Source organism: Serratia sp. BNK-4 (assembly GCF_048685115.1).
GTDB classification, from domain to species: domain Bacteria; phylum Pseudomonadota; class Gammaproteobacteria; order Enterobacterales; family Enterobacteriaceae; genus Serratia; species Serratia bockelmannii.
Map to the genome: position 1 here is coordinate 3,560,942 of NZ_JBLQTM010000001.1, position 25,073 is coordinate 3,586,014.

The following is a 25,073-nucleotide window of genomic DNA, read 5'->3' on the forward strand; positions in this document are numbered from 1 at the left end:
GCGTCTCAATAAAGCCTGCATCACCTTGCGCTATTGCATCTATTATCGAACAGCTTCCGCAATCCCCTGCGGGTAATGTATAGTCCGCGTTTTACGGAGATCCCATGCTGACTAACTCATCCATTCGTCTGAACAAATACATTAGCGAGAGTGGCATCTGCTCACGCCGCGACGCCGATCGATACATCGAACAGGGCAACGTTTTCATCAACGGTAAACGCGCCACCGTTGGCGCTCAGGTATTTGCCGGCGATGTGGTGAAGGTTAACGGTCAGCTGATCGAACCGCGCAATGAAGAAGATCTGGTGCTGATCGCGCTGAACAAACCGGTCGGCATCGTCACTACCACCGAGGACGGCGAGCGCGACAACATCGCCGACTTCGTCAACCACAGCAAACGCATCTTCCCGATCGGCCGTTTGGACAAGGATTCACAGGGGCTGATCTTTCTGACCAACCACGGTGACCTGGTCAACAAGATCCTGCGCGCCGGCAACAATCATGAGAAAGAGTATCTGGTGACGGTCAACAAGCCGGTGACCGACGAGTTTATTCGCGGCATGGGCGCCGGCGTGCCGATGCTGGGCACCGTGACCAAAAAGTGCAAGGTGAAGAAAGAGGCGCCGTTCGTGTTCCGCATCACGCTGGTCCAGGGGCTGAACCGCCAGATCCGCCGCATGTGCGAACACTTCAGCTATGAGGTCACCAAGCTGGAACGCACGCGCATCATGAACGTCAGCCTGAAAGGGTTGCCGCTGGGCGAGTGGCGCGATCTGACCGATGACGAGCTGATTGAGCTGTTCAAGCTGATTGAAGGCTCTTCGTCCGAGGCTAAACCGACGAAGAAAGCCCCGGCCAAATCTGCCCCGGCGAAAAAACCGAACGCCGGCGGGCCGAAAGGCGCCGACAAAGCCGCTGCGCCAGCCGGCCGCAAGCGCTTTACCCAGCCAGGGCGCAAGAAAAAAGGGCGTTAACGCCCTTTCTCCCTCGCTCAGCCCGCCTTTGCGCGGGCTTTTTCATCATAAAAGTCAGCCACAGACCGCCACTGCGTTCTCACCATAAAAAAGGCCCGCATCAAGCGGGCCTGCAAGTACCAGAGAAGTCTGGAGGAAAAAATCAGAACGACCAGCGCAGGTTGGCGTTGACCGAATTAACGCGAGTATCGGCGCCAAATTGCCCCTGATAGCCGACATCCAGCGTCGCGGCGTGCGACAGTTTCACGCTCACACCGATATCGCCCACCATCACGTTGTCATCCACGGCCTGGCCCTGCGTGACGAACGCGTCGCTGCCGGCAAACGCCATGCGCGATGAAGTGTTCTTATCGCCGTAGGCGTGCTGCCAGCCGAGCGAGCCGTAAAGGCTGACGTTCTTCGGCAGTTCGGTCACGCCGCGCACCCCGAGCGTAGAGTAGAAGGTGTTCATCGTTTCATTGCGCACGCTCAGCGCCGCCGCGCCACCCGACTCCTGGAAGCTGTCGGTATGCAGGCGGATGTAGCTCAGGTTGATGAACGGTTCGACGTTCATCTCCGGCTGGCCGAAACGGTAACCCGCTTCGGTGAACGCCAGCAGCGAGTTCGCGTCATAATCCGACTTCAGCCGATCCGAGAAGCCGCTGAAATCGACGTTGCGCTTGCCTTCAATCTTGTGCCAGGTGTAACCCAGCGCGCCGCGCAGCGAGAACGCATCCTGCTGCCCCGCCGCATACAGGCCGAGGTGGTAGTTGTCGGTATCGGCCTTGGAACGGCGGCTGTCGACGTCGTAGTCGCCGCGGCTGTAACCAAAGTAGCCGCCGATGCGCACGTTATGGTCCGCCAGCTTGCGATCCGCGCCCAACAGGAAGCCGGTGGTGTTGCCATCCAGCTTGCCCACGTTGCCGTTGCCGCTGTTTTTGCCCCAGGAACTGAAGGTTTGCCCCCAAACGCCGCTGTTTTGCGCCTGCGCCGGTTGCACCAGCGACATCGCCAACGGCGGTATCGGCAGGCTGTCATTGTCGAACAGGCGCAGCATGCGCTGGTTCAGCACGTTGAACAGCTGGGTGCTGCCGGCGATCAGGTTAGACTGCATCGACGGATAGACTTCACCGGACAGCTGATTGAACGCCTCGCGCGCTTCCGGCGCGCTCAGCAGCAGCAGCGAGTTATACAGCGCCAGCGAAGGGCCGCTCTGCGCCAGCGTCGAGAGCGCGCCAGCGGTATTCCACTGGTTGCCGCTCTCGGCCACCGTTTGGAAAATGCCCGGTTTGCCGCTGCCTGGATTCTCACCCCCCGGATTTTCACCGCCTGGGTTTTCTCCGCCCGGATTCTCGCCCCCTGGGTTTTCCCCGCCCGGATTCTCGCCCCCTGGATTCTCACCGCCTGGGTTTTCCCCACCCGGGTTCTCGCCGCCAGGGTTTTCACCGCCCGTGTCTTTCTGCGCGATGGTCAGATCCACGGCGTTGGCGCTGTGGTTCAACGCCACATCGAGGAAGGCGGACTTGGAAACCGCCGACGCGAACTGGCCGTCAATGCCGCCGTCCGAGGTCAGAATGCGGTAGCTTTGGCCGGTTTTATAGCTGGTTTGCGGATCCAGCGCCGTAACCTGCACCTTGGCCTGATCGCTGATGGTGGTTTTGCCCGCCACCAGCAGTTGATCGCTGCGGCCGTCGCCGGCGATATCGACGTCATAGAAGGATTCGCCGATAAAGTTCAGGTAGCGTTTCAGCGTCAGCGTGCCGATATTGCCGTCGCCGGGCGAGATATGGCCGCCGGACAGGATCTCGGTCTGGCCCAGCGTGCCGTTGCCGCCCAGCGTGCCGCCGGCCTTGATCGACGCGGCGCTGCTGTAGCCCTGCCCGTTATTGACGTCGGAACCCGCCGTCGCATTGAGGATCAGCGTGCCGCCGTTTTCGGCGCTGAGGGTTTGGATCTCGAAGATATCGTCTTCTTTCTGGGTATTGATGTCGCTGGCGATGATGAGCTTACCGCCGCGCGCGGTGACGTTTGCCTGCAGGCCAGTGAGATCGCCGTTCAGCGCCGTGTGCCCGGCGGTGTTGATCACCTCGCCTTCGCCGCTCATCTTGTTGCTGAAGACGTAATTGCCGTCGGTATGGTTAAAGTACACATAGCTGCGGAACAATCCGCCCCGCAGGGCGATCGCCGTCTGGGCATCGATAGTGCCTGCAGCGCCCGCCGCGCCGAGCGTCGGCTCGGTCAACCCGGTGCCGGTATCCATGTTGCCGCGGCTGCCGATAATCAGCGCGCCGCGGTTAGAACCGGAACCGGTCTTGCCCAGCACCACGTCGTTGCCGCCGGCGGAGAATGTGCCGCCGTCCATGACCGCCAACACGCCATTGCCGTAATCGCCGACGTTGACGCTGCTGCCGCTGGTAAACCGTGAGCCGTTGCCGGCGATCGTCAGCTCGGCGGTTTTACGCGCGCCGGAGACGCCCGCCACCTGAATATTACCGACGTTGACCGCGCCTCCGTTCAGCACGTCCAGATCGCCGTAAAGCGTGAGCGCGCGGCCAACGTTCCATTGGGAATTGGCCCCCATGACCGTGGCTTTCGGGCTTAGCGTATCGGTCTCGCCCGGCCCGCTGCCATTACCGATGCGCGCGTCAAAGGCGGTGTTCAGCACCGCGCCGTCTTCAATCGCCAGCGTGGATCGTGCCCCTAAGTCGGTGCCGACGCTGAGAAAATTGCTGGTGACGCGAGAACCGGCGCCGGTGGCGATCAGGTGGCTGTCGTAGCCGCGGGTGGTGCCGACCACGATCTCTTTCGCGCTGGCCAGCGCGCCGTCTTCAACCCGCAAGGTGCCCCGCCCCAGATTCAGGCCGCCACGCAGCACGAACTGATCGTTCACCGCGTTCAGCTCGGCGTTCGGCCCGCGGACCGTGACTACGCTCTCATGAATTTGGCCGTTGAACATCCGGCCGATATTGATGTTATAGGCGCTGATCTTGCCATTCTCGATCAGCAGGTTGCCGCTTTGATTGCGGCCGACGTAAACGTCCCCGGTGTAGGCCAATGATTCGGTAATTTTTGATTCGCCGTCAAAAATGGCATCGTCTGCACGAGCGATATCGGCGGGCGCCAGCATCAACAGCGGCGCAGAAAATAGAGCGAGGTAAAGTTTGGAAAGCGGTGTACTAACCGCTAAAGGGTGCGATGTCTTGTCATTCACGGGCTATCTCCGTACTCGTTAGCGTGATGTCGCGAAATTTATTGTTATAGGAAAACTCAATACACTAGAGGAGGTGTGAGGCGTTATTTCGCGCACGCCGGTTTAGTGATCGTCGAAGCAAAAGCTTATTGCCCCCCGGCGCTGACGCTCCGACGATGGAAAACCAGGAAGCGGCAATACCGCCCCCGAAGCGAATTATTTATGCGTGACCACCGGCGTACAGGTCGGCGCGCTCAGCGACGGCGACGAACCTAAAATTCCCGGCATCATCAGCGACGAGCAATCAAAAATACGGCCTTTTTCCGTGGTGGCGCGATAAGAAAGTTTTTGGCCGCCCAGCGCATCTGGCTGTGCGCCATTGACATTGGTCACGGTAATTTCGTCCGATGAGCCCAGGCCCAGCATTTTGGCGGTTTCCGCCTGCAGTAATGGAATGGCCTGATCGGTTTTCAGGGTGGAACAACCGGCTATCATCATCGTAACGGTTAAAGCGATAAGTGGTTTCTTCATAAATTATCCTTTATAACCAATCAGTTAAAATTACCGATTAGCTTTATGTTTTCTCTTATCCAAATCCTCGAATAATATATTTCCCTTTCCTAAACGAAAAAACCCTCCTAAAGTAGGGAGGGTTGATAATAATTCATCAGACCTATCTGATATTTGAAGGCGAAAGGAGAATCCTTTGGGGCAGGATTATGCGTTGGTCGTTGATGACCATCCATTGGTAGCAAGCGGCATTGCCAATTTTCTCAGCACGCATTGCCGATTCAAACAGGCGCATGTGGTGACCAATGAAGAGAATTACTACCGCCATATTAGGGAAAATGGCCCACCGCGTTTACTGGTGATTGATTTTTGGCTCTCTTCCGGTACGGCGTTGAAATTACTCAAAGAAGTAAAACAACGTTATCCGCAGGTGCGGATTTTGGTGGTCAGCGGCGACGAGAATAACGATATCTGGCAGAAAGTGCACAATGCCGGCGGGCATGGGTTCGTGTTAAAAAATGAACCGCCAGAATTATTCGCCAGGGCGGTTTTTGCGCTGAATAACAATCAGGAATGGTTCCCGGAAGGCAATGAAGCCGCCATTAAAAACAACCATGACCATTTAAATAAATTCAATTTAACGCCGAGGCAATTAGACGTATTAACTATGATGCTGCGCGGCCTGCCAAATAAAAGAATTGCCACGCAACTGTCTATTTCCGAGCCGACCGTCAAAGAGCATATCAGCAATATATTGAAAAAGATCGGCGTCAACAGCCGAGTGGAAGCCATCACGCTGTTGCACGGCAAACGGGATCCGTCGTCATGAGGTTTTTCCAACATTTACAAAATGATGGCATCTCCCCACGCGCACAGATCCGCCTGCTGGACAACACCTTCATGCGGCTGGTGTTCAGCTTCACCGCCGTGCCTTTCGTCGGTATCCCGTTCGCCATCTGGATTTATTTGCTGGGTGATGAACTCGGCCCAACCATTACATGGATCATCGTTTACCTGCTATGCGCCGTGGCGATCCGAATAGGACATCGTCGCTACCTGCATGAGGCCAAAGAAAATGATGAAGACACCGTGCTGCGCCGCTGGCTGCCGCGCATTAATAAGGTGGCGTTTATTCACGGGTTGGGGATCTCATCACTCTATTTAATTACCCCACAGACCCATAACTTTGACTTTTTTCTGCTGCTCAATATCAGCATCGCTGCGATCGTCGCCGCCAACGCAACGCACCTGACGCCCGTCATCAGCACCTTTACCCGCTTTTTCTTCGCCTCCTGGGGGCTGCTGAACCTCGGCATCATCTGGCGGCTGGAAGACGTGATGTTCATCGTACTGATGCTGAACTTGCTGTACGGCTTCGCCATTTACCGCCACGCATTAACCTCGCATGCGTTCTTTATTCAGCAGGCGCTGCTCGAAGAACAAAGCTCGCGCCTGGCGGAGCAGTTCCGCCAGGCTAAAGAGGAAGCGGAACAGGCGCTGCTGGACAAGAACCAGTTTCTGACCACCGCCAGCCACGATCTGCGCCAGCCGGTGCACGCCATGGGCTTTCTGATCGAAGCCATCATCCACAAAAACCGCGACGACAGCCTGACGCCGCAGCTGCTGGATCTGCAGCAGAGCGTGCGCTCGGTGCATTTGATGTTCAATTCGTTGCTCGATCTCAGCAAGATCGAATCCGGCAACGTGCGCACCGCCGCCACCCATGTGGATATCGGCGCCCTGCTCGACTCGGTGGTCACCCTGTTCCGCGAAGAGGCCAACAGCCGCGCCCTGGCGCTGCGCACCTGGCGGCCTAGACGGCGTATCAGCGTGATGGGCGATCCACTGCTGGTGCGGCAATCGCTGATCAACCTGATCCAAAACGCCCTGCGCTATACGCAACAGGGCGGCGTGTTGATCGCCATCCGCCCACGCGGCCCCGAGTGCCTGGTGGAAGTGTGGGACACCGGCGTGGGCATCGCCGACGAAGAGAAAAGCAAAATCTTCTCCCCTTACTACCGCCCTGAACTGGCGTGGAAAATCGACAGCGCCGGCCACGGGCTGGGGCTAGCGGTGGTGGCGCGCTGCGCCAAGCTGATGAAGGTGAAGTACGGCATGCACTCCGTCGAAGGCAAAGGTTCGCGCTTCTGGATGCGCTTCACGCAATACAGCGGCGAAGACAAAGCGCCGGACACCGCGGCCGCCTACGACAACACCGCCACGCCTATCCGCTATGCGCCGCTGCGCGGCGCCTGCCTGGTGGTGGACGACGATCCCTTGGTGACCTCCGCCTGGGAGAGCCTGATGAGCACCTGGGGCATCACCGTGCGCTGCGCGGCCTCCGCCGAGGAGGCCTTCGCCATTGTCGAGGACGGTTTTACGCCGTTCGCCGTGCTGTGCGACCAGCGCCTGCGCTCCGGCGAGAGCGGTTTCGACATCCTGAAAGCGCTGTTCGAGCGCCTGCCGGACGTGAGCGGCGCGATGGTCAGCGGCGAGTTCAACTCACAGATATTGCAAGAGGCCGAGCAGGAAGGCTATCTGGTGCTGCGCAAGCCGCTGGAGCCGGCCAAGCTGCATGCGCTGCTGACGCAGTGGGGGGCGGGCTAGCGCGAGGCGGTGCCTTAGCGGGCAAGATGCCGCAGCAGGCCTTCAAGGTTGCGCTCCCCTTCCGGGGTTTGCGCACCGGCCTTCAGCCCACCGCGGATCAACCGCTCCGCGGCCGGGCGTGCGAACAATCCCGCCCAGGCGTCGTGCTCGCGATAAAAACCGGCCTGCAGATCCGGTGCAGGCATCGCCTGTTTGGCCGCCGCAATCACCCCCGCAGGCAATGCCGCGATATTGCGCGCTAACCGCTCGACGAAATCATCCAGCTCGGCGGCAGGCAAGGCGCGGTTAATCCAGCCATAACGTTCTGCGGTAGCGGCATCGATGAGATCGGCGCCCAGGATCACTTCCAGAGCGCGGCCGCGTGTCATTCGGCTCGTCAGATACTGCGTCGCGCCGCCGCCGGGCGTAATGCCCATCAAGGCCTCGCACTGGGCCAGCCCCGCCGCTTCCCGTGCCGCGAAAGCCATATCGGCCGCCGCCACAAACTCGGCGCCACCGCCGCGCGCCAGCCCGGCCAGCTTAACGAGAGTGACCTGCGGCTGGCTGCGCAGCAGTTCGCCAAACGCCTGGAACGGATTTAGCCCCTCCGGCGCGTTGCTCGCCAGTTCGTCGAAAGCGTGCGGCTCATCGATCAAGGTCATATCGACGTGAGCAATAAAGAACGCTGGGTTCGCGCTCTGGAACACCAACACCCGCGTATCCGGATCGTCACGCACCGCGAGCAATAAACGGCTGATTTCCGACATCAGCGCCACATCAAGCACGTTTACCGGTGGGTTATCGATAGCGATCGTCATCACGCCGTGCGCATGAGACAGCCTGAGCTTGCTGAAATCTGTATCTGTCATCTCAATGTCCTTTTACCTGGGGTACAAGTGCGGGTTTTTCACGCCGTGTGTCGAATGGTATACTTTGCATACCTGGCGTCAATTACGCACCTTAAGCATCCCAGGGATGCAGGAGGATACCGATGGATACGACCGACCTTGTTTACCGCGCCGACTGCCCAAGCCGCATCGTCCTCGATCAGATTGCCGATAAATGGTCCATGATGGTGCTGGAAGTGCTGCGTGAGCCTCAGCGTTTCAACGCCATCAAGCGCCGTTTGGATGGCGTCACGCAACGCGTGCTGACCCAGACGCTACGCAAGCTGGAACGCAACGGCATGGTGCATCGCAAAGTGTTGGACGGGCGGGTGCTTGGCGTCGAGTATTCGCTGACGCCGCTTGGCAAATCCCTGCAGGGGCCGTTCTCGGTACTGTTCGACTGGACGCTGGGGAATATTGAGGCGATTCAGGAGTGCCAACGCAAGTATGATGAGCAGGACGAGTGATGCGGTTCCTCCTGTTCCAATTATTGAAGGCCGCATCATTGTCGGAAAACAGGAATTAGGCAATCGAACGGGCTATCAGGGCATGATCAGACGCTTAAACAGCAGCTGCTGGATATCCTGCCGATGTGACAAAATCGCATGTGCTGTTACCAACCTTCCGTCTACGGAATACAAAACCCGGTAACCGCCAGCATGATTAAACTCCCGGTACTTTGCGCAGCCGATTTTGAGCAGCTCAGGGCAAATCTGGCATCCCTGCGGGAACTGGCCAATGATGCTCTCAAATTGAGTGAGAATATCTGCGATAACCGGGCGCGGTTCGACATCAACGCGACGGAGATGGTTCACTATTGTATCGATGCAGTGCTTTACCGTAAGCGTGTACTCAAAGGTCACCTGCTGTTCCATTGCAATCCCTTAATGTTGAGCACTGTAATGCTTAAAGCCCATTCAACAGCTGTTCCTTCGAGAACACGCGCCCTTCCGCTTTATCTTTCTCTGACAGCGTCAGCAATTTCAGCAAAGCAATGGCGTTCTCCCGCTCCTGCTGCTGCTCATAGGATTCTATCACGTAGGCGGGAACCCCATTTTGCGTGACCAAGATAGGCTCAGAGAGATCGAGCGTGGCCGCGTTTTTTTTAACGTAGCTGATGGTCTCTACTTTCATCGTGCCCCCAAGGCTATCAATCACACCAAGGTCTAAATATAGGCCAAATTTAGACCAAAAACAATAATCTGTTTTACCCATGGCTTACTTTCTCCCATTAAAAAACAGGCAGTAATACGTCACAGAGAAGCAAGTTGGCTCCAAAACTCGACGGATGTCTCAATACGCGAATCGATCGCCACCAGCTCTGGATGTTTTTTTACACCAGAAGAATGGGCTACCAGTTCAACCAGCGTCATCTCTATGGTTTTACCAAGCGACGGGAACAACACCAATGCGTAACCCTCTTCGCAGTTAATGAATGGGCTAGACAAAGTCGATGGAGCCAGTTCCACAACAAACGGAATAGCCTGATCAATAGTGCCACTCAGCGTATAAGAGGAACCCGTGTTCACCACAGTAAACACGACAGCCCCTCGGTAACCAATGAATTTAGAAAACAATGGATTCTTTGGCGCTATCAAAGTCGCGCTACCTCGTGTCTGTCCAGACTCTCCATCCTTCGGCCAGCAGGTCTTGCGTGCCTCTTTCGCCATATCAGTATCCAGATATAACTCGCCAAACAGTGAGCAACCCACCCCCATTGCCAGCTTTGCAAGGAAGCGCTGATCAAAGTGTACATGTACATCAATTTGCCCCCTAACGCTTCCTGACTTAAGGGCAGCCATGACAACGCTAATATTCGACTCATCATCTACCGACCAAGCATCGAAACCAGAAAGCAGTCCCTCACCTGATTCATCTACTCTTGCACAAAGGATTTTCCGGACTTTGGTGGATCTGAACATTTCCAAGAAGCTGGCAATACCGATTTCCCAGCGGATAGGGTCTTGACTCGTCAGGAATAGATATGCTGTCGATGGCTTCTTTTTCTTGTCGATAGGATTACCACCCGAATAACCATGGAGTCGCTTGTCATCCGTACGAAGCCAGATGATCGTCTCCCCTGATGGGCCAACCCAATGCTCGGCAACTTGCCCCTCGTCAAGAACTAGCCCGGCAAACTTGCTCTGGCCAATACAGACCAAGGGTATCGGTTGATCGATCAGGCTCGTGTATAACCGATGTGCTGCAATGCTCAGGCCATTCGTCACAAACCATGATTTTGCGTAGGAAGCATCAACGAACAACCCAAGCCGGTTATTGCACTGCTTGCAGACATTACGAAGCATATATTGTTGCGGAGCAAACTCGCCGCCCATGAATTGTGGGATCGCATGCTCAAGGCTTTCTTCACTCTTAGGCTTATTAAGCCCGCAATACAAACAGACAAAGCCAGGCTTAGCCATAAATAACTTTTCCTCGGAGTTTTGCATACTACATAGAGGTAACGTACTGATCTGTCGTCCACGGATCGGAGGTAAATGGCATTGCTCATTGTGGGTAAGTGCAGCAGCATATGAATCAATGCGCTAGAAACCTAAATTGCCATTCTCTGAACCGTAAATTTGTTGTTTGTGAGAGGCTATATTTGACAAGGAGACTTCTCTCGTAGCCACCGGAGAGTAATACTCGGTTCATCTCCAAATTAACCATAGATATAAAATATGCCTCAGTGGCTTGACCTACTCGTACTATGAACTGCTTGCTCATGGCGATATGGTGCCAGACCCCAAACATAGAAATAGGCTCAAATCATACCACCAACCATACCTTAAAAATGAAGTACTTGGCGATTCAACAAATTGCTAAAAATGAGAACTAAGTAAATATGAAAAAGCCCGCAATAGCGGGCTTCGTTTTATCGTTACTACATCAAAGCAGGATCACTCCCACTCAATCGTCGCCGGCGGCTTGCCGCTGATGTCGTACACCACGCGGGAAATGCCGTCCACTTCGTTGATGATGCGGTTGGAGACGCGGCCGAGGAAGTCATACGGCAGGTGCGCCCAGTGCGCGGTCATGAAGTCGATGGTTTCTACCGCACGCAGTGAGACCACCCAGTCGTATTTGCGGCCGTCGCCCATCACGCCGACCGAACGCACCGGCAGGAATACGGTGAACGCCTGGCTGACTTTGTTGTACAGGTCGGCTTTGTGCAGCTCTTCGATGAAGATGGCATCGGCGCGGCGCAGCAGATCGCAGTACTCTTTCTTCACTTCGCCCAGCACGCGCACGCCCAGACCCGGGCCCGGGAACGGGTGACGGAACAGCATGTCGTACGGCAGGCCCAGCTCCAGGCCGATCTTGCGCACTTCGTCTTTGAACAGCTCTTTCAGCGGCTCGACCAGGCCCAGCTTCATCTCTTTCGGCAGGCCGCCCACGTTGTGGTGCGATTTGATCACGTGCGCTTTGCCGGTGGCGGAAGCGGCGGATTCGATCACGTCCGGGTAGATAGTGCCCTGTGCCAGCCATTTCACCTGCTCTTGCTTGCAGGCTTCTTCGTCGAACACTTCAACGAACACACGGCCGATGATTTTACGCTTGGCTTCCGGCTCGTCCACGCCCGCCAGTGCGGTCAGGAAGCGGTTTTCCGCCTCAACGTGCACGATGTTCAGGCCGAAGTGGTCGCCGAACATTTCCATCACCTGCTTGGCTTCGTTCAGGCGCAGCAGGCCGTTGTCGACGAACACGCAGGTCAGGCGTTTGCCGATGGCCCGGTGCAGCAGCATCGCGGTCACGGAGGAGTCGACGCCGCCGGACAGGCCGAGGATCACGTGGTCTTCACCCACCTGCTCGCGGATGCGCTCGACCGCATCTTCGATGATGGTGGCCGGGGTCCACAGGGCTTCACACTGGCAGATGTCCAGTACGAAGCGCTCCAGCATGCGCTGGCCCTGGCGGGTGTGGGTCACTTCCGGGTGGAACTGCACGCCGTAGAAGCGTTTTTCTTCGTTGGCCATAATAGCGAACGGGCAGGTATCGGTGCTGGCGATGGTCACGAAGTCGGACGGGATTGCGGTCACTTTGTCGCCGTGGCTCATCCACACGTCCAGCAGCGGTTTGCCGGCCGGGCTGATGGCGTCTTCGATGTCGCGCAGCAGCGCGCTCTCTTTGACGATTTCCACCTGCGCGTAGCCGAACTCGCGTTCGTTGGAACCCTGCACATGGCCACCCAGCTGCATCGCCATGGTCTGCATGCCGTAGCACACGCCCAGCACCGGCACGCCGGCGTTGAACACGTAGTCAGGGGCGCGCGGGCTGCCGGCTTCGGTGGTGCTTTCCGGGCCGCCGGACAGGATGATGCCGCTTGGGTTGAATTCGCGGATCTGCGCTTCGCTAACGTCCCAGGCCCACAGTTCGCAGTAAACGCCGATTTCGCGCACGCGGCGGGCGACCAGTTGAGTGTATTGCGAACCGAAGTCCAGTATCAGGATGCGATGCTTATGGATATTTTGTGTCATGTGAGGCGAATTCCAGCAACAAGAGAAAAAGAGCGAAAATGTGTGTTTCGGGATGGGGCTTGGCGCCCCACCCCGGCCTCTCACTCAGGAGAGGTTAAGGCATCAGCCCATGCGATAGTTCGGCGACTCTTTGGTGATGGTCACGTCGTGCACGTGGCTTTCCTGAATGCCGGCGCCGCTGATGCGCACGAACTCCGCCTTGGTGCGCAGATCGTCGATGGTGGCGCAGCCGGTCAGGCCCATGCAGGAGCGCAGGCCGCCCATCTGCTGGTGCACGATGGCTTTCAGCATGCCTTTATAGGCGACGCGGCCTTCGATACCTTCCGGCACCAGTTTGTCGGCGGCGTTATCGGTCTGGAAGTAACGGTCGGAAGAACCTTTGGACATCGCGCCCAGCGAGCCCATGCCGCGGTAAGATTTGAACGAACGGCCCTGATACAGCTCGATTTCGCCCGGGGATTCTTCGGTGCCCGCCAGCATGGAGCCGACCATCACGCAGGATGCGCCCGCGGCGATCGCTTTGGCGATGTCGCCGGAGAAGCGGATGCCGCCGTCGGCGATAACCGGAATGCCGGTGCCTTCCAGCGCTTCCACCGCGTCGGCGATGGCGGTGATCTGCGGTACGCCCACGCCGGTCACGATGCGGGTGGTGCAGATAGAGCCAGGGCCGATACCCACTTTCACCGCGCTCACGCCGGCTTCAGCCAGTGCTTTGGCGCCCGCTGCGGTCGCGACGTTGCCGCCGACGATCTGCAGATCCGGGTATTTGGCGCGAGTTTCGCGGATGCGCTGCAACACGCCTTCGGAGTGGCCGTGCGAGGAGTCGATCAGCAGGACGTCAACGCCTGCCGCCACCAGCGCGTCAACGCGCTCTTCGTTGCCGGCGCCGGCGCCGACCGCCGCGCCCACGCGCAGACGGCCGTGCTCGTCTTTACAGGCGTTCGGCTTACGTTCCGCTTTCTGGAAGTCTTTAACGGTGATCATGCCCAGCAGGTGGAAGCTGTCGTCCACCACCAGCGCTTTTTCTACGCGCTTTTCGTGCATCTTCTGCAGCACCACGTCGCGCGCTTCACCTTCTTTCACGGTGACCAGGCGATCTTTCGGCGTCATCACCGCAGTCACCGGCTGAGACAGATCGGTCACGAAGCGCACGTCACGGCCGGTGATGATGCCGACCAGCTCGTTGTCTTCGGTAACGACCGGGTAACCGGCGAAGCCGTTGCGCGCGGTTAGCTCTTTCACTTCCTGCAGCGTGGTGGACGGGGTAACGGTCTGCGGGTCGGTAACTACGCCGCTTTCATGCTTCTTCACGCGGCTGACTTCTTCAGCCTGGCGCTCGATGGACATGTTTTTGTGGATGAAGCCCAGGCCGCCTTCCTGCGCCAGCGCGATGGCCAGGCCGGATTCGGTCACGGTATCCATGGCTGCGGACAGCATAGGGATGTTCAGGCGGATGGTTTTGGTCAGTTGAGTGCCGAGCTCTGCGGTGTTAGGCAGAACCGTGGAGTGGGCTGGAACCAGGAGGACGTCGTCAAACGTCAGAGCTTCTTTAGCGATACGTAGCATGGGCAATATCTCACCAGGGTGGGCTGTGAAAAAGATAAAATATTGCCGCGGCATTATACAGAGCGGAATCGGTTGCCTCCAGCACTTTCTTACAAAAAGTCTTGATTACCTTTTTCAGCCATGTAGTATCGACCAATTAAGTGATTGTTTTGAAATTTGATCTGGGTCACATGTCGCTACCTGTTTCGCCTTCCATTTTTACCGTAAGCCGCCTCAATCAGACGGTTCGCCAACTGCTGGAAATGGAAATGGGGCAGATTTGGCTCTCCGCCGAGATCTCCAACCTCTCCCAGCCCGCCTCCGGCCACTGGTATTTCACGCTGAAAGACGACCGCGCCCAGGTACGCTGCGCGATGTTCCGCAACAGCAACCGCCGCGTCACCTTCCGGCCGCAAAACGGCCAGCAGGTCTTGGTGCGCGCCAGCATCACGCTGTATGAACCGCGCGGCGACTACCAGCTGATCGCCGAGAGCATGCAGCCCGCCGGCGACGGCCTGCTGCAGCAACAGTTCGAGCAGCTGAAACAGCGCCTGAGCGCCGAAGGGCTGTTCGATCAGCAGTTCAAGCAGCCGCTGCCCGCCCCGGCCAAACGCGTCGGGGTGATCACCTCCGCCAGCGGCGCGGCGCTGCACGATATCCTGCAGGTGTTGCAGCGGCGCGATCCGTCGCTGCCGATCGTCATCTACCCCACCTCGGTGCAGGGCGCGGAAGCGCCGATGCAGATCGTGCGCGCCATCGAGACCGCCAACCGCCGCGACGAATGCGACGTGCTGATCGTCGGCCGCGGCGGCGGTTCGCTGGAAGATCTGTGGAGCTTCAACGACGAACGCGTGGCGCGGGCGATCTTCGCCAGCCGCATTCCGATCGTCAGCGCCGTCGGCCATGAAACCGACGTCACCATCGCCGATTTCGTCGCCGATCTGCGCGCGCCGACCCCTTCCGCCGCCGCCGAACTGGTCAGCCGCAATCAGCTTGAGCTGTTGCGCCAGCTGCAGTCGCAGCAGCAGCGGCTGGAGATGGCGATGGATTACTATCTGGCGCAGCGCCAGCAGCAGTTCACCCGCATTCACCACCGTTTACAGCAGCAGCATCCGCATCTGCGCCTGGCGCGCCAGCAGACGCTGCTGTTCAAGCTGCAGCGCCGAATGGAAGACGGCATGCAGCAGCAGCTGCGCCTGGCCGCCCGCCGCAGCGAACGCGCCCAGCAGCGGCTGGCGCAGGTGCAGCCGCAGGGCCGCATTCACCGCTACCAACAGCGCGTACAGCAGCAGGAATACCGTCTGCAGCAGGCGATGGAGCGCCAGCTCAACGCCTACCGCCAGCGCTTCGGCGTGGCCTGCAGCCAGTTGGAGACCGTCAGCCCGCTGGCGACGCTGGCGCGCGGCTACAGCGTGACGCAAACCCCGCGCGGCGAGCTGCTGAAAACCACCAAACAGGCGCAGGTCGGCGAACTGCTGAAAACCCGCCTGCAGGACGGCTGGGTGGAAAGCGAGGTGAAAACCATCACCGTCGCCAAAAAGCCGCGCAAGAAGCGCGCGACCGAGTAACCCCCCTACTCCAGCGTAAAACGCTCGCCCGGTTCGCCGTTCACCCACAGCGCGCGCGTTTCACCTTCCGGCAGGCTGAGCGCCAGCGTGCGCCAGGCCGGGCAGAAACGCCCTTCCGTCGTGATATCCAGCATGATGCGCTGATTGTCGCAGCGCATTTCCCAGCGCAGCCACAGCGCATCGCCCTGCCGCCAGCCGTCGCTTTCACCGTCGTCCTCAAACAACAACCCACGGCTTGCGCCGCAGCCCTTGAGCGGAAACAGCCGCAGCTCGCGCCGATCGTCGGCGGCCACGTCCACATGCGCCAGCCGCTGCGACAGCGGCAGCGCCGCCCCGGCGCGCACCAGCAGCGGCAGACGCTCCAGCGGCGCCGCCAGCGTTACCGTCTGGCCGCCGCTGAACCACTGGCCGCTGTAGAAGCAGTACCAGCCTTCGCCGTTGTCCGGCAAATACACCAAACGCCGGCGCTGCGCCGGTTCCACCACGCTGGCCACCAGCAGATCGCGGCCAATCAGAAAATCGTCGTTCTCGCCAAAGGTGCGCGCATCCTGTTCGTGATCGAGGAAGGTCGGGCGCAGCATCGGCTCGTCGTCCGCGCAGGCCTGCCATAGCAGGGTGTAGAAATACGGCAGCAGCCGGTAACGCAGATTGATCGCCTCGCGCACCGCCGGGGTGGCGGCCGGGTACATCCAGGGCTCGTTGACCGTGGCGTCGTCATTCCAGGAGTGGATAGTGAAACGCGGATGCATCACGCCGTTTTGCACCCAGCGCACCAGCAGCTCCGCGTCCGGTTTGTCGCCGGAGAAGCCGCCGACGTCGTGGCCGAGGTTATACAGCCCGGACAGGCTCATGCCCAGCCCCATGCGGATGTTGTAGCGCAGCGTCTGCCAACTGGTGCGGTTGTCGCCGCTCCAGGTCTGCACATAGCGCTGCATGCCGGCGCAGCCGGAGCGCGAGATCAAGTACGGCCGCCGCTGCGGCGCGAAGCGCTGCTGGGCCTCCATTGAGGCGCGCATCATCAGCAATGGCATCACCGGTCGGATATGCTTGATGGCGATCGGCCGCCCAAAGCCGTGGCAGCGCGCTTCGCCATCCCACACTTCGTACTCGTTGTTGTCATTCCAGGTGGAATCGATGCCCATCTCCAGCAGCTGCTGCGTGACACCCTGCTGCCACCAGCGCACCGTCGCCGGGTTAGTGAAGTCGAGGTGCGATCCTTCGTCGTCCCAGAAGCTGGAGCGCTCCGGCGCGTCGCTTTGCGAATCGCGGATAAACAGCCCCTGCGCCGCCACCGCCTGATACTGCGGGTGATCCTGCAGCAGGCACGGCTTGATGTTGGCCGCCAGCCTGAGGCCGGCGTCGTGAAACGCCTGGCTGAGCAGCTTGGGCTGCGGCACCTTGTCGTAGTTCCAGTTGAACACGTAGCGCTTGTTATTGATCGAGGTGTAGCCCGACGACAGCTGGAAAGAGTCGCAGGGTATGGCGTGTTGACGGCACAGCGCGATGAACTGCTGCAGCTGCTGCTGGGCGTCCGGCGCGTCGGTGTAGTGCATGGTCGAACCGCTGTAGCCCAGGCTCCACTTCGGCCCGAAGTGGGTGCGGCCGGTCAGGCGCACGAAGGCCTTGGTGACGTCCAAAACCTTCGGCCCGAGGAACAGGTAGTAATCCAGATCGCCCGCTTCGGCCTGATAGCGGCGGTAGGCCGCGTGGTAGTTGTCTATCTCGTTGCCCAGATCCAGCCAGCAGTTGCTCAGGTTATCGTAGAACAGGCCAAAGCTCGCCTCCGGCCCACGGGTGATGGTAAACGGAATGTGCTTGTACAGCGGATCGGTGCTGGCGGCGTTGTAGCCCATGGCGTCCAGATTGCGCATCTCAAAGCGGCGGCCGGTGCGTTCCAGATCGCCGGCCTTCTCCCCCAGGCCGTAATAGCGCTCATCGGCGAAACGCCGCTGGTAATGCGCCACGCCGTCGCCGTGCGCATTGAGCAGGTAGGCGCTGGTTGGCCGATCCGACGCCAGCGTCCGCCACTCGCCGTCGGCATTGCAATACTCCCACGCCAGCCACAGCGGCTGATGCACCGTCACGCGCAGCAGCGGCGTGCTGACCACCAGCCGATCGCCCTCCCGACGCAGCTGATAGCCCGGCAGGCTGAAACCGGCGACGCTGAGCCGATCGCGCCCTTCCCAAGGCACATCCTCCTGCGGCGCGATGCTCCAGGTACGATCCAGCGCCAGCTCGCCCTCACGTTTGATCAACACGCGGAACAACTCGTTTTCCAGTACGTACAGGCAGAAACGGTGGCGTTCATCGACCAGCAGCTCGACGTGGTCCGCATGCTGCGCCGCCAATGTCCAATTTTTCAAGGTTTTCATAAATATTCCACTTAGCTGTGTGAAGGGGTTTTCTTACCGCCGCGCTCGGCAATCAGGGCGATCAGGAACAGGGCGCCGATCAAATCGAAGAAGCCCATCGCGATAAACAGCGGGTTAAAGCCGATGGTGTCGGATACTGCGCCGATCAGGAGCGTGAACAGGAAACTGGCGATCCAGGCGCTGGAGCCGCGCATGCCGTTCACCGTCGCCATTTGATTCTTATCGAACGATTCCACCACCAGGGCGCTGAGCATGCAGGAGATCACCTGGTGGCCGAATCCGCCGATCGAGATCAGCGCGATCGCCACATAGGGATCTTGGGTGATCGCGACAAACGCCAGCGACACCATCAGGAAAGCGCCGGTCACCGAGCTGGCGACCACCGAGTTAACGCGGCTGCAGCCGAACCATTTGCGGTACAGGGTGGCGAGATAGCCGCTGGCGACGCTGCCGATATCCGCCGCCAGGAACGGCAGCCAGGCGAACATCGCGATCTGTTTCAGATCCATGCCGCGTTCGGTGGCCAGGTACAGCGGCACCCAGAAGCTGAAGACCGCCCAGGCCGGCTCGGCGAGAAAGGCCGGGATGGCGATGCCGTAGAATTTCTTGTTCTTGCACAGGCTGGCCAGCGAGGTGAGAAACGGCAGCTTCGGCAACACCGGCTCGTTGTCTTCGCGGATCAGGTCCAGCTCTTGCTGACTGAGGTTCGGGTGCTGCTGCGGCGAGTGGTAGAACAGCCACCACAGCACCACCCAGATCAGCGCCAGCCCGCCGGAGAACAGGAAGGCGCCTTGCCAGCCGAAGGAGACGTGAGCGATGACGATGATCGGCGGGGCCAGCATGGCGCCGATGGAGAAACCGACGCCCGCCCAGCCGACAGCGATCGGCCGCTCCTTCTTCGGGAACCAATCGGAGATCGCCTTGGCGTTGGCCGGGGTGGCCGCCGCCTCCGCGCCCCCCATGAAGAAGCGCAGAATGGCCAGTTGCAGCCAGCTGCCGGCGCCGGCGTGCAGCATGCATACCACCGCCCAAATGCCGGCGCAGATCAGAAAGCCCATCTTCAGGCCGATAACGTCGATCAGCCAGCCGCAGATCGGCTGAAACACCGTGTAGGCCAGCTGGAACGACGCCACCACCCAGGCATATTGCTCGGTGCTCATGTTCAGGCTGGTTTTCAGCTCCGGCGCCAAAATGCCCAGCGAGTTGCGGGTGATGTAGTTGACCGTGACGCCCAGCAAGAACAGCGCCAGCATCCACCAGCGCAGCGATTTGAACTTGCGCCGGCCGCTCTGCGCGACCGCCTGATTGCTCTCCACACTCATCGGTTCTCTCCCCGCGGCCGCCGGCGACGGCGACGCGCGTTTTGGTAGGGTACGTTGTGCTATCAAACACGGGACGGTGAAAGCGGGTCGGCGCCGTATCATTGGCCGAAAGACAATCACAACCCCATGATTTATTTTTTGTTTTCTTTTTCGCACACCGTTAAAATTGGACTGACAGGTCGCTAAAATTGGTGTACCAATGCAGACTACTCAGCGAGAGCGCGCAGCGAAACGGGGTTTTTTGCAAAGATTTTCACCGGTGGGTGAAAAAATAGTCATAATGGGCATGAAAGCCGGTCAAGACGCTGAAAATCCGCGGTGAAAATATTCTCATGGACGAATTTGAAGGAGATCACAGAATGAACGGAAAGCTGAAAATTCAGGAGATCGCTCGCCAAACCGGGTTGTCGATCAGCACCGTTTCCCGCGTGCTGGCGGGCAAGGCCAACACCAGCGCCGAGGCGCGCCGCAAGGTGCTGGACTGTGCGCAGCAAAACGGCATTCTGCAGGGTATTTCCAGCGGCCGGCTGATGCTGAACAACGTGATGGTGTTCGCGCCGCAGCGCGCGTTCGACGTACGCACCGACATCTTCTACTACAAGGTCATTCAGGGTATCGCCGCCGCGCTGATGGAGCACGAGGTGCGCATCCGCTACTGCGGGCTGGAAGAGCAACACAGCGACGGCGCGCTGTTTCTGGAAAAGATGAGCGACCCGCACACCGAAGCGGCGCTGATCATCGGCATCGACGACGAGCATATCCACACCCTGGCCGCCGATCTGCACAAGCCCTGCGTGCTGATCAACTGCAGCGATCGGCAGATGCGGCTGGACAGCGTCTCGCCGGATCATCAGCTGATCGGCGACTATTCCGCCAGCTACCTGTTTCAGCAGGGGCATAGCCATATCCTCAATCTGCAGTGTCTGCGCCGCCACACCATGGAGCTGCGGCTGGCGGGCATTCGGCAGGCCTACGCCCGGCATCATCTGCCGTTCGACGATGGCAGCCATCTGGTCACCACCTCCGGCTTCGGCAGTGAAGAGGCCGAGCAGGCGCTGACCACCTATCTCGATGGCCTCCACGGCCACTCCCCGCTGCCGACGGCGATCCTGGCCGGCGGCGACTACATGGCGGTCGGGGCGGTCAAGGCGCTCAACAAGCGGGGGCTGAGCGTGCCGGGCGACGTCTCGGTGATGAGCACCGACGGCTTCAACCTGGCGGAAATCCACGATGTGCCGCTGACCTCGGTGCAGGTGCCGCGCGACGAATTGGGTTACGAGGCGATCCAGCTGCTGCAGCGGCGCATGCTGCGCGCCGACGCGCCGCCGTGCAACCTGCTGCTGCATGGCCGGTTGGCGGTACGCGCCTCGGTGCGGCGCATCAGCCCGCACAAGACCGCGCCGGCGGTGAGCACGCATGACCACAGGCTTTATGACGAGTAGGCTACACTTAGGCACAGTGCATTCATTCGATGAGGTAAAATTTTTGCCTAAGGAGAGCCACTATGCCAGCCCAGCGCATGCGTTCCGTCATTCCTCCCTACATGCTGCGCCGCATTATTGAACACGGTAACGCCCCGCAGCGCGACTGCGCGCTGCACACCCTGAACCACGTGCAAAGCCTGCTCGGCAACAAGCCGCTGCGTTCACCGACCGAGAAAAACGCCCGAGCCGGCGAAGCGCTCCGCGATATCTACGACGCCCAGAACGGCACCCAACTGCCCGGCAAACAGGTGCGCAAGGAGGGGCAGCCCAGCAACCACGACGTGGCGGTGGACGAGGCCTACGACTATCTCGGCGTCACCTACGATTTCTTCTGGCAGGCCTACCGGCGCAATTCGCTGGATAATAAAGGGCTGCCGCTGGTCGGCAGCGTACACTACGGCAAGGAGTACCAAAACGCCTTCTGGAACGGCCAGCAGATGGTATTCGGCGACGGCGACGGCGAAATCTTCAACCGTTTCACCATCGCCATCGACGTGGTCGGCCACGAGCTGGCGCACGGCGTGACCGAGAGCGAAGCCGGGCTGATCTACTACCAGCAGTCCGGGGCGCTCAATGAGTCGCTGTCCGACGTATTCGGTTCGTTGGTCAAGCAATACCACCTGCAGCAAACCGCGGATAAAGCCGACTGGCTGATCGGCGCCGGGCTGCTCGCCAAGGGCATCAAAGGCCAAGGGCTGCGCTCGATGTCGGCACCCGGCACCGCCTACGACGACCCGCTGCTGGGCAAAGACCCGCAGCCCGCCAGCATGAAGGATTATATCCAGACCAAGGAAGACAACGGCGGCGTACACCTCAACTCCGGCATTCCCAACCGCGCGTTCTACCTGGCGGCAACCGCGCTGGGCGGCTTCGCCTGGGAAAAAGCCGGCTACGTCTGGTATGACACGGTGTGCGACAAAGCGCTGCCGCAAAACGCCGACTTCGCCACCTTCGCCCGCGCCACGGTGAAACATGCGCTAGCGCGTTTCGATCAAAGCGTGGCGGACAAGGTGCAACAGGCCTGGCATCAGGTGGGGGTGGAGTAATGAAACCGCTGCCGACGCTCAATCAGGATACGGTCATTGAGCTGGCGCGCGAGGGAGGCTTCGCCTACATTCCCAAACTGGCGGGCCAGCGCCGCATTGCGCTGGCCGATATCACGCCGGAGCAACGGCAGCGCCTGAATCAGTTGCTGAATCAGACGCTGCCGTACGCCCAGGAAGAGGGCCAACCCACCTCCCCCGGCTGCGGCGACCAGCGCTACTACCGCGTACAGATCAACTACACCAGCCCCACCCTGAGCACCGAGATCGTGCTGTTAATCCCGGAAAGCAGCGCGCCGCAGGCGCTGGTGGATTTGTGGAAAACCGGCCAGGTGGATGAGTGAGGGCTTACAGCGGCTGATAGCTGAAATTCACCCGTTTTTTGGAGATCAGCCCGTGCCCGTTCTGGCACAGGTAATCCACCGCCCCGCAGGCTTTCAATTCTTGCAGCGGCTGCCCGCACTCCGGGCAGCTCGCCAGCTGCCGATAATCGCAGAGGCAGGCTTCACAATGGTAATGACCCGCTACCCACTTCATGGTCTGGCGGCAGTGCGGACAGTGCGCTTCCATAACGACTCCAGATTAAATCGCGCCCCATGAGCGCAAGAAATAGATGCCCAACGCGGTGGTGAAGAACGAACCGACGGTGGTGATGGCGATAATGTTGGCCGCCAGCGTGGCGTTGCCGCCCATGGCGCGCGTCATCACATAGCTGCCCGAAGCGGTCGGCGTGGCGGAAAACAGGAAGATAATGCCCAGCGCCGCCCCCTGAAACCCGCACAGCCAGCCGGCCAGCGTCATCAGGCACGGCACCAGAAACAGCTTGGCCGCCGACGACAGCGCCGCCACGTTGGACGAGCGGAACATGGCGCGAAAATCCAGGCTGGCGCCGGTGCACAGCAGTGCCAGCGGCAGCGACAGCGCGGAGATATAGCTGCCGGTCTGGCGGATCACGGTCGGGATGCCCAGCCCGGTTTGCGCATACAGCAGCCCGCACACCAGGCCGATGATCAGCGGGTTGGTAACGATGCTGCGCAGCAGCGACAGGTGGCTGATTTTCTTGCCCTGCCCACCCTGTAGGCTGCGCGTGAGGGTGATCACCGACAGTATGTTGAACAAGATCACCGTCACCGTCAGGTACAGCGAGGCGAGCGCAATGCCTTCGCTGCCATAGGCGGTCATGGCGTAGGCCAGGCCGACGATGGCGGTATTGGCGCGGAAACCGCCCTGCACGAACACCCCGCGCTCACGCGGTTCTTTCACCAGCCACTTGGCCGCCAGCTCCAAGAGCAGGAAGGTCGCCAGCGTGCCGACCGCGCCGAACAGCACCAGCGGCAGGTTGCCGAGCAGCTGCGGGTGGTTGGTGGCGATGCTGAAAAACAGCAGGCACGGCAGCGCCAGATTGAACACCAGGCGCGTCGCGCCGTCGACAAAGCGGTCATCCATCAGGCGCCAATGGCGCAGCAGGATCCCCAGCAGCATCATCAGCAGATTCGGCACGGTGACGTTAAACGCAAAACTCCAGGTTTCCCAGGACATGGTGTTCCTTCAGGCAGGCGAGGTAATCTTCAGATAATAAAACGATTTCGGGCCAATAAAAAAGGGGCGCGGCATCACTGCCGCGCCCCTCATGAGCAATTACTTGCTCTTTTTCAGGTGGCTCATCAGGCGCTTGCGCTTACGCATCTGGGTCGGCGTCAGCAGGTTGCGTTTGCCGGCGAACGGGTTGTCACCCTCTTTGAACTGGATGCGGATCGGCGTCCCCATCACGTTCAGCGAGCGGCGGAAGTAGTTCATCAGATAGCGCTTGTACGAATCGGCCAGATCGCTGACCTGGTTGCCGTGGATCACCACGATCGGCGGGTTGTAACCGCCGGCGTGGGCATATTTCAGCTTCACGCGGCGGCCGCGCACCAACGGCGGCTGGTGATCGTCAACCGCCATCTGCATGATTTTGGTCAGCATCGAGGTGTTTACGCGACGGGTTGCGCACTCGTAGGCTTCCTGTACCGATTCGAACAGGTTGCCGACACCGCTGCCGTGCAGGGCGGAAATAAAGTGCACGCGCGCGAAGTCGACGAAGCCCAGACGCAGATCGAGCATCTCTTTCACGTGCTCGCGATCTTCTTCGCTCATGCCGTCCCACTTGTTGACCGCAATCACCAGTGAGCGCCCACTGTTGAGGATAAAGCCGAGCAGCGAGAGATCCTGATCGGAGATGCCTTCACGCGCGTCGATCACCAGCAGCACCACGTTGGCGTCTTCAATCGCCTGCAGGGTCTTGATCACCGAGAATTTCTCGACGGTTTCGGTCACCTTGCCGCGTTTACGCACCCCGGCGGTGTCGATCAGCACATATTCGCGTTCGTCGCGCACCATCGGAATGTAGATGCTGTCGCGGGTGGTGCCCGGCATGTCATACACCACCACGCGCTCCTCGCCGAGGATGCGGTTAGTCAGCGTAGACTTACCAACGTTCGGACGACCGACGATCGCCAGCTTGATCGGCAGGTCCTGCGGGTTGAACTCTTCTTCCGGCTCTTCGTCTTCTTCGCCTTCCAGCGTTTCACCGTTTTGCTCGGCCCAGTAAGCGGCATTGGCCTCTTCCTCGGTCAGCTCGACGTCTTCCGGTTTTTCCGGCACGAACGGCACCAGCACGTGTTCAATCAGCTGGGTCACACCGCGGCCGTGAGAAGCGGCGATAGCGAACACTTCACCCAGGCCGAGCGAGTAGAAATCGGCGGTGGCGGTGTCCGGATCCAGGCCGTCGGTCTTGTTGGCCACCAGGAAGGTCGCCTTCTGGCGGCTACGCAGGTGCTGGGCGATGCCCTGATCCGCCGGCATCAGGCCTGCGCGGGCGTCGACCATGAACAGCACGATGTCCGCTTCTTCGATCGCCAGCAGCGACTGACCGGCCATGCGCGTTTCAACGCCGTCTTCGGTGCCGTCGATACCGCCGGTATCGACGATGATGAATTCATTGCCTTCGATTTCAGCACGACCATACTTGCGGTCACGCGTCAGCCCCGGGAAATCCGCCACCAGCGCATCGCGCGTATGGGTTAAACGGTTGAACAAGGTGGATTTACCCACATTCGGGCGCCCGACCAGCGCGACGACAGGTATCATTGTTGA

General features: G+C 59.7%; 21 protein-coding genes. 8 read left to right on the forward strand and 13 right to left on the reverse strand.

The annotated features are described in order from the left end of the window. The first annotated feature begins 104 nt into the window (after nt 1–104). Entirely contained in the window at nt 105–974 is an 870-nt protein-coding gene (gene rluF, locus ACMGGW_RS17070) for a 23S rRNA pseudouridine(2604) synthase RluF (protein WP_049204881.1), read from the forward strand. Nucleotides 975–1,116: 142 nt separating this feature from the next. On the opposite strand, the gene ACMGGW_RS17075 is transcribed toward rluF, so the two are convergent. Together ACMGGW_RS17075 and ACMGGW_RS17080 are read right to left on the reverse strand one after the other, a co-directional pair. Beyond that, entirely contained in the window at nt 1,117–4,164 is a 3,048-nt protein-coding gene (locus ACMGGW_RS17075) for an autotransporter domain-containing protein (protein ID WP_197832426.1), read from the reverse strand. Nucleotides 4,165–4,359: 195 nt separating this feature from the next. Then, nucleotides 4,360–4,674 (reverse strand): hypothetical protein, encoded by a 315-nt coding sequence (locus ACMGGW_RS17080; RefSeq protein WP_025303891.1) that lies wholly within the window; start codon nt 4,672–4,674, stop codon nt 4,360–4,362. 175 nt (nt 4,675–4,849) lie between these two features. Between ACMGGW_RS17080 and ACMGGW_RS17085 the strand changes: the two genes are divergently transcribed. Next, entirely contained in the window at nt 4,850–5,482 is a 633-nt protein-coding gene (locus ACMGGW_RS17085; RefSeq protein WP_167324519.1) for a response regulator transcription factor, read from the forward strand. Next, a complete protein-coding gene (locus ACMGGW_RS17090) occupies nt 5,479–7,260 on the forward strand; it encodes a hybrid sensor histidine kinase/response regulator (RefSeq protein WP_025303893.1) in 1,782 nt (593 codons plus the stop codon). The genes ACMGGW_RS17085 and ACMGGW_RS17090 overlap by 4 nt, the downstream gene beginning before the upstream one ends. Before the next feature lie 14 nt (nt 7,261–7,274). Here the strand turns inward: ACMGGW_RS17090 and ACMGGW_RS17095 are convergent, their stop codons facing one another. Further along, on the reverse strand, nt 7,275–8,108 hold the full coding sequence (locus tag ACMGGW_RS17095; RefSeq protein WP_025303894.1) for an enoyl-CoA hydratase/isomerase family protein: 834 nt from the start codon (nt 8,106–8,108) through the stop codon (nt 7,275–7,277). A 122-nt stretch (nt 8,109–8,230) separates the two neighbouring features. On the opposite strand from ACMGGW_RS17095, the gene ACMGGW_RS17100 reads away from it, so the two are divergent. Next, on the forward strand, nt 8,231–8,593 hold the full coding sequence (locus tag ACMGGW_RS17100) for a winged helix-turn-helix transcriptional regulator (RefSeq protein ID WP_089196169.1): 363 nt from the start codon (nt 8,231–8,233) through the stop codon (nt 8,591–8,593). 75 nt (nt 8,594–8,668) lie between these two features. On the opposite strand, the gene ACMGGW_RS17105 is transcribed toward ACMGGW_RS17100, so the two are convergent. The 5 genes from ACMGGW_RS17105 to guaB all read right to left on the reverse strand — a co-directional run bounded on the left by ACMGGW_RS17105 (nt 8,669) and on the right by guaB (nt 14,170). Continuing rightward, nucleotides 8,669–9,001 (reverse strand): type II toxin-antitoxin system RelE/ParE family toxin, encoded by a 333-nt coding sequence (locus tag ACMGGW_RS17105; protein WP_025303896.1) that lies wholly within the window; start codon nt 8,999–9,001, stop codon nt 8,669–8,671. Nucleotides 9,002–9,032: 31 nt separating this feature from the next. Further along, nucleotides 9,033–9,260 carry a type II toxin-antitoxin system Phd/YefM family antitoxin gene (locus ACMGGW_RS17110; RefSeq protein ID WP_025303897.1) on the reverse strand — a complete coding sequence of 76 codons (228 nt, stop codon included), beginning with the start codon at nt 9,258–9,260 and terminating at the stop codon, nt 9,033–9,035. A gap of 119 nt (nt 9,261–9,379) precedes the next feature. Beyond that, on the reverse strand, nt 9,380–10,549 hold the full coding sequence (locus tag ACMGGW_RS17115) for an HNH endonuclease (protein WP_164066267.1): 1,170 nt from the start codon (nt 10,547–10,549) through the stop codon (nt 9,380–9,382). Nucleotides 10,550–11,026: 477 nt separating this feature from the next. Beyond that, on the reverse strand, nt 11,027–12,604 hold the full coding sequence (guaA, locus tag ACMGGW_RS17120; RefSeq protein WP_043138057.1) for a glutamine-hydrolyzing GMP synthase: 1,578 nt from the start codon (nt 12,602–12,604) through the stop codon (nt 11,027–11,029). 102 nt (nt 12,605–12,706) lie between these two features. Beyond that, nucleotides 12,707–14,170, reverse strand: coding sequence for an IMP dehydrogenase (gene guaB, locus ACMGGW_RS17125; RefSeq protein ID WP_038629838.1), 1,464 nt, complete (start codon nt 14,168–14,170; stop codon nt 12,707–12,709). Between the two features lie 170 nt (nt 14,171–14,340). Here guaB and xseA point away from each other — a divergent pair, with 170 nt between their 5' ends. After that, nucleotides 14,341–15,717 (forward strand): exodeoxyribonuclease VII large subunit, encoded by a 1,377-nt coding sequence (xseA, locus tag ACMGGW_RS17130; RefSeq protein WP_043138416.1) that lies wholly within the window; start codon nt 14,341–14,343, stop codon nt 15,715–15,717. Between the two features lie 5 nt (nt 15,718–15,722). On the opposite strand, the gene ACMGGW_RS17135 is transcribed toward xseA, so the two are convergent. Further along, entirely contained in the window at nt 15,723–18,089 is a 2,367-nt protein-coding gene (locus ACMGGW_RS17135) for a glycoside hydrolase family 31 protein (protein WP_197832425.1), read from the reverse strand. 11 nt (nt 18,090–18,100) lie between these two features. Continuing rightward, complete coding sequence (locus tag ACMGGW_RS17140) at nt 18,101–19,411, reverse strand: MFS transporter (RefSeq protein ID WP_197832424.1); 1,311 nt, start codon at nt 19,409–19,411, stop codon at nt 18,101–18,103. Between the two features lie 359 nt (nt 19,412–19,770). Between ACMGGW_RS17140 and ACMGGW_RS17145 the strand changes: the two genes are divergently transcribed. The 3 genes from ACMGGW_RS17145 to ACMGGW_RS17155 all read left to right on the forward strand — a co-directional run bounded on the left by ACMGGW_RS17145 (nt 19,771) and on the right by ACMGGW_RS17155 (nt 22,282). Continuing rightward, nucleotides 19,771–20,853: a LacI family DNA-binding transcriptional regulator gene (locus ACMGGW_RS17145; protein WP_089196172.1), complete on the forward strand. Its 1,083-nt coding sequence runs from the start codon at nt 19,771–19,773 to the stop codon at nt 20,851–20,853. A 62-nt stretch (nt 20,854–20,915) separates the two neighbouring features. Beyond that, nucleotides 20,916–21,941, forward strand: a complete 1,026-nt coding sequence (locus ACMGGW_RS17150; RefSeq protein WP_197832423.1) for a M4 family metallopeptidase — start codon at nt 20,916–20,918, stop codon at nt 21,939–21,941. Next, nucleotides 21,941–22,282 carry a protealysin inhibitor emfourin gene (locus tag ACMGGW_RS17155; protein ID WP_033635587.1) on the forward strand — a complete coding sequence of 114 codons (342 nt, stop codon included), beginning with the start codon at nt 21,941–21,943 and terminating at the stop codon, nt 22,280–22,282. Before ACMGGW_RS17150 ends, ACMGGW_RS17155 begins: the two co-directional genes overlap by 1 nt. A 4-nt stretch (nt 22,283–22,286) precedes the next feature. Here ACMGGW_RS17155 and ACMGGW_RS17160 read toward each other — a convergent pair whose 3' ends face one another. The 3 genes from ACMGGW_RS17160 to der form a co-directional block, all read right to left on the reverse strand. Then, complete coding sequence (locus ACMGGW_RS17160) at nt 22,287–22,508, reverse strand: zinc ribbon domain-containing protein (protein ID WP_025303905.1); 222 nt, start codon at nt 22,506–22,508, stop codon at nt 22,287–22,289. Between the two features lie 12 nt (nt 22,509–22,520). Next, nucleotides 22,521–23,477 (reverse strand): AEC family transporter, encoded by a 957-nt coding sequence (locus ACMGGW_RS17165; protein ID WP_033648913.1) that lies wholly within the window; start codon nt 23,475–23,477, stop codon nt 22,521–22,523. 99 nt (nt 23,478–23,576) lie between these two features. Beyond that, nucleotides 23,577–25,067: a ribosome biogenesis GTPase Der gene (gene der / locus ACMGGW_RS17170; RefSeq protein WP_019452357.1), complete on the reverse strand. Its 1,491-nt coding sequence runs from the start codon at nt 25,065–25,067 to the stop codon at nt 23,577–23,579. Nucleotides 25,068–25,073 lie beyond the last annotated feature (6 nt).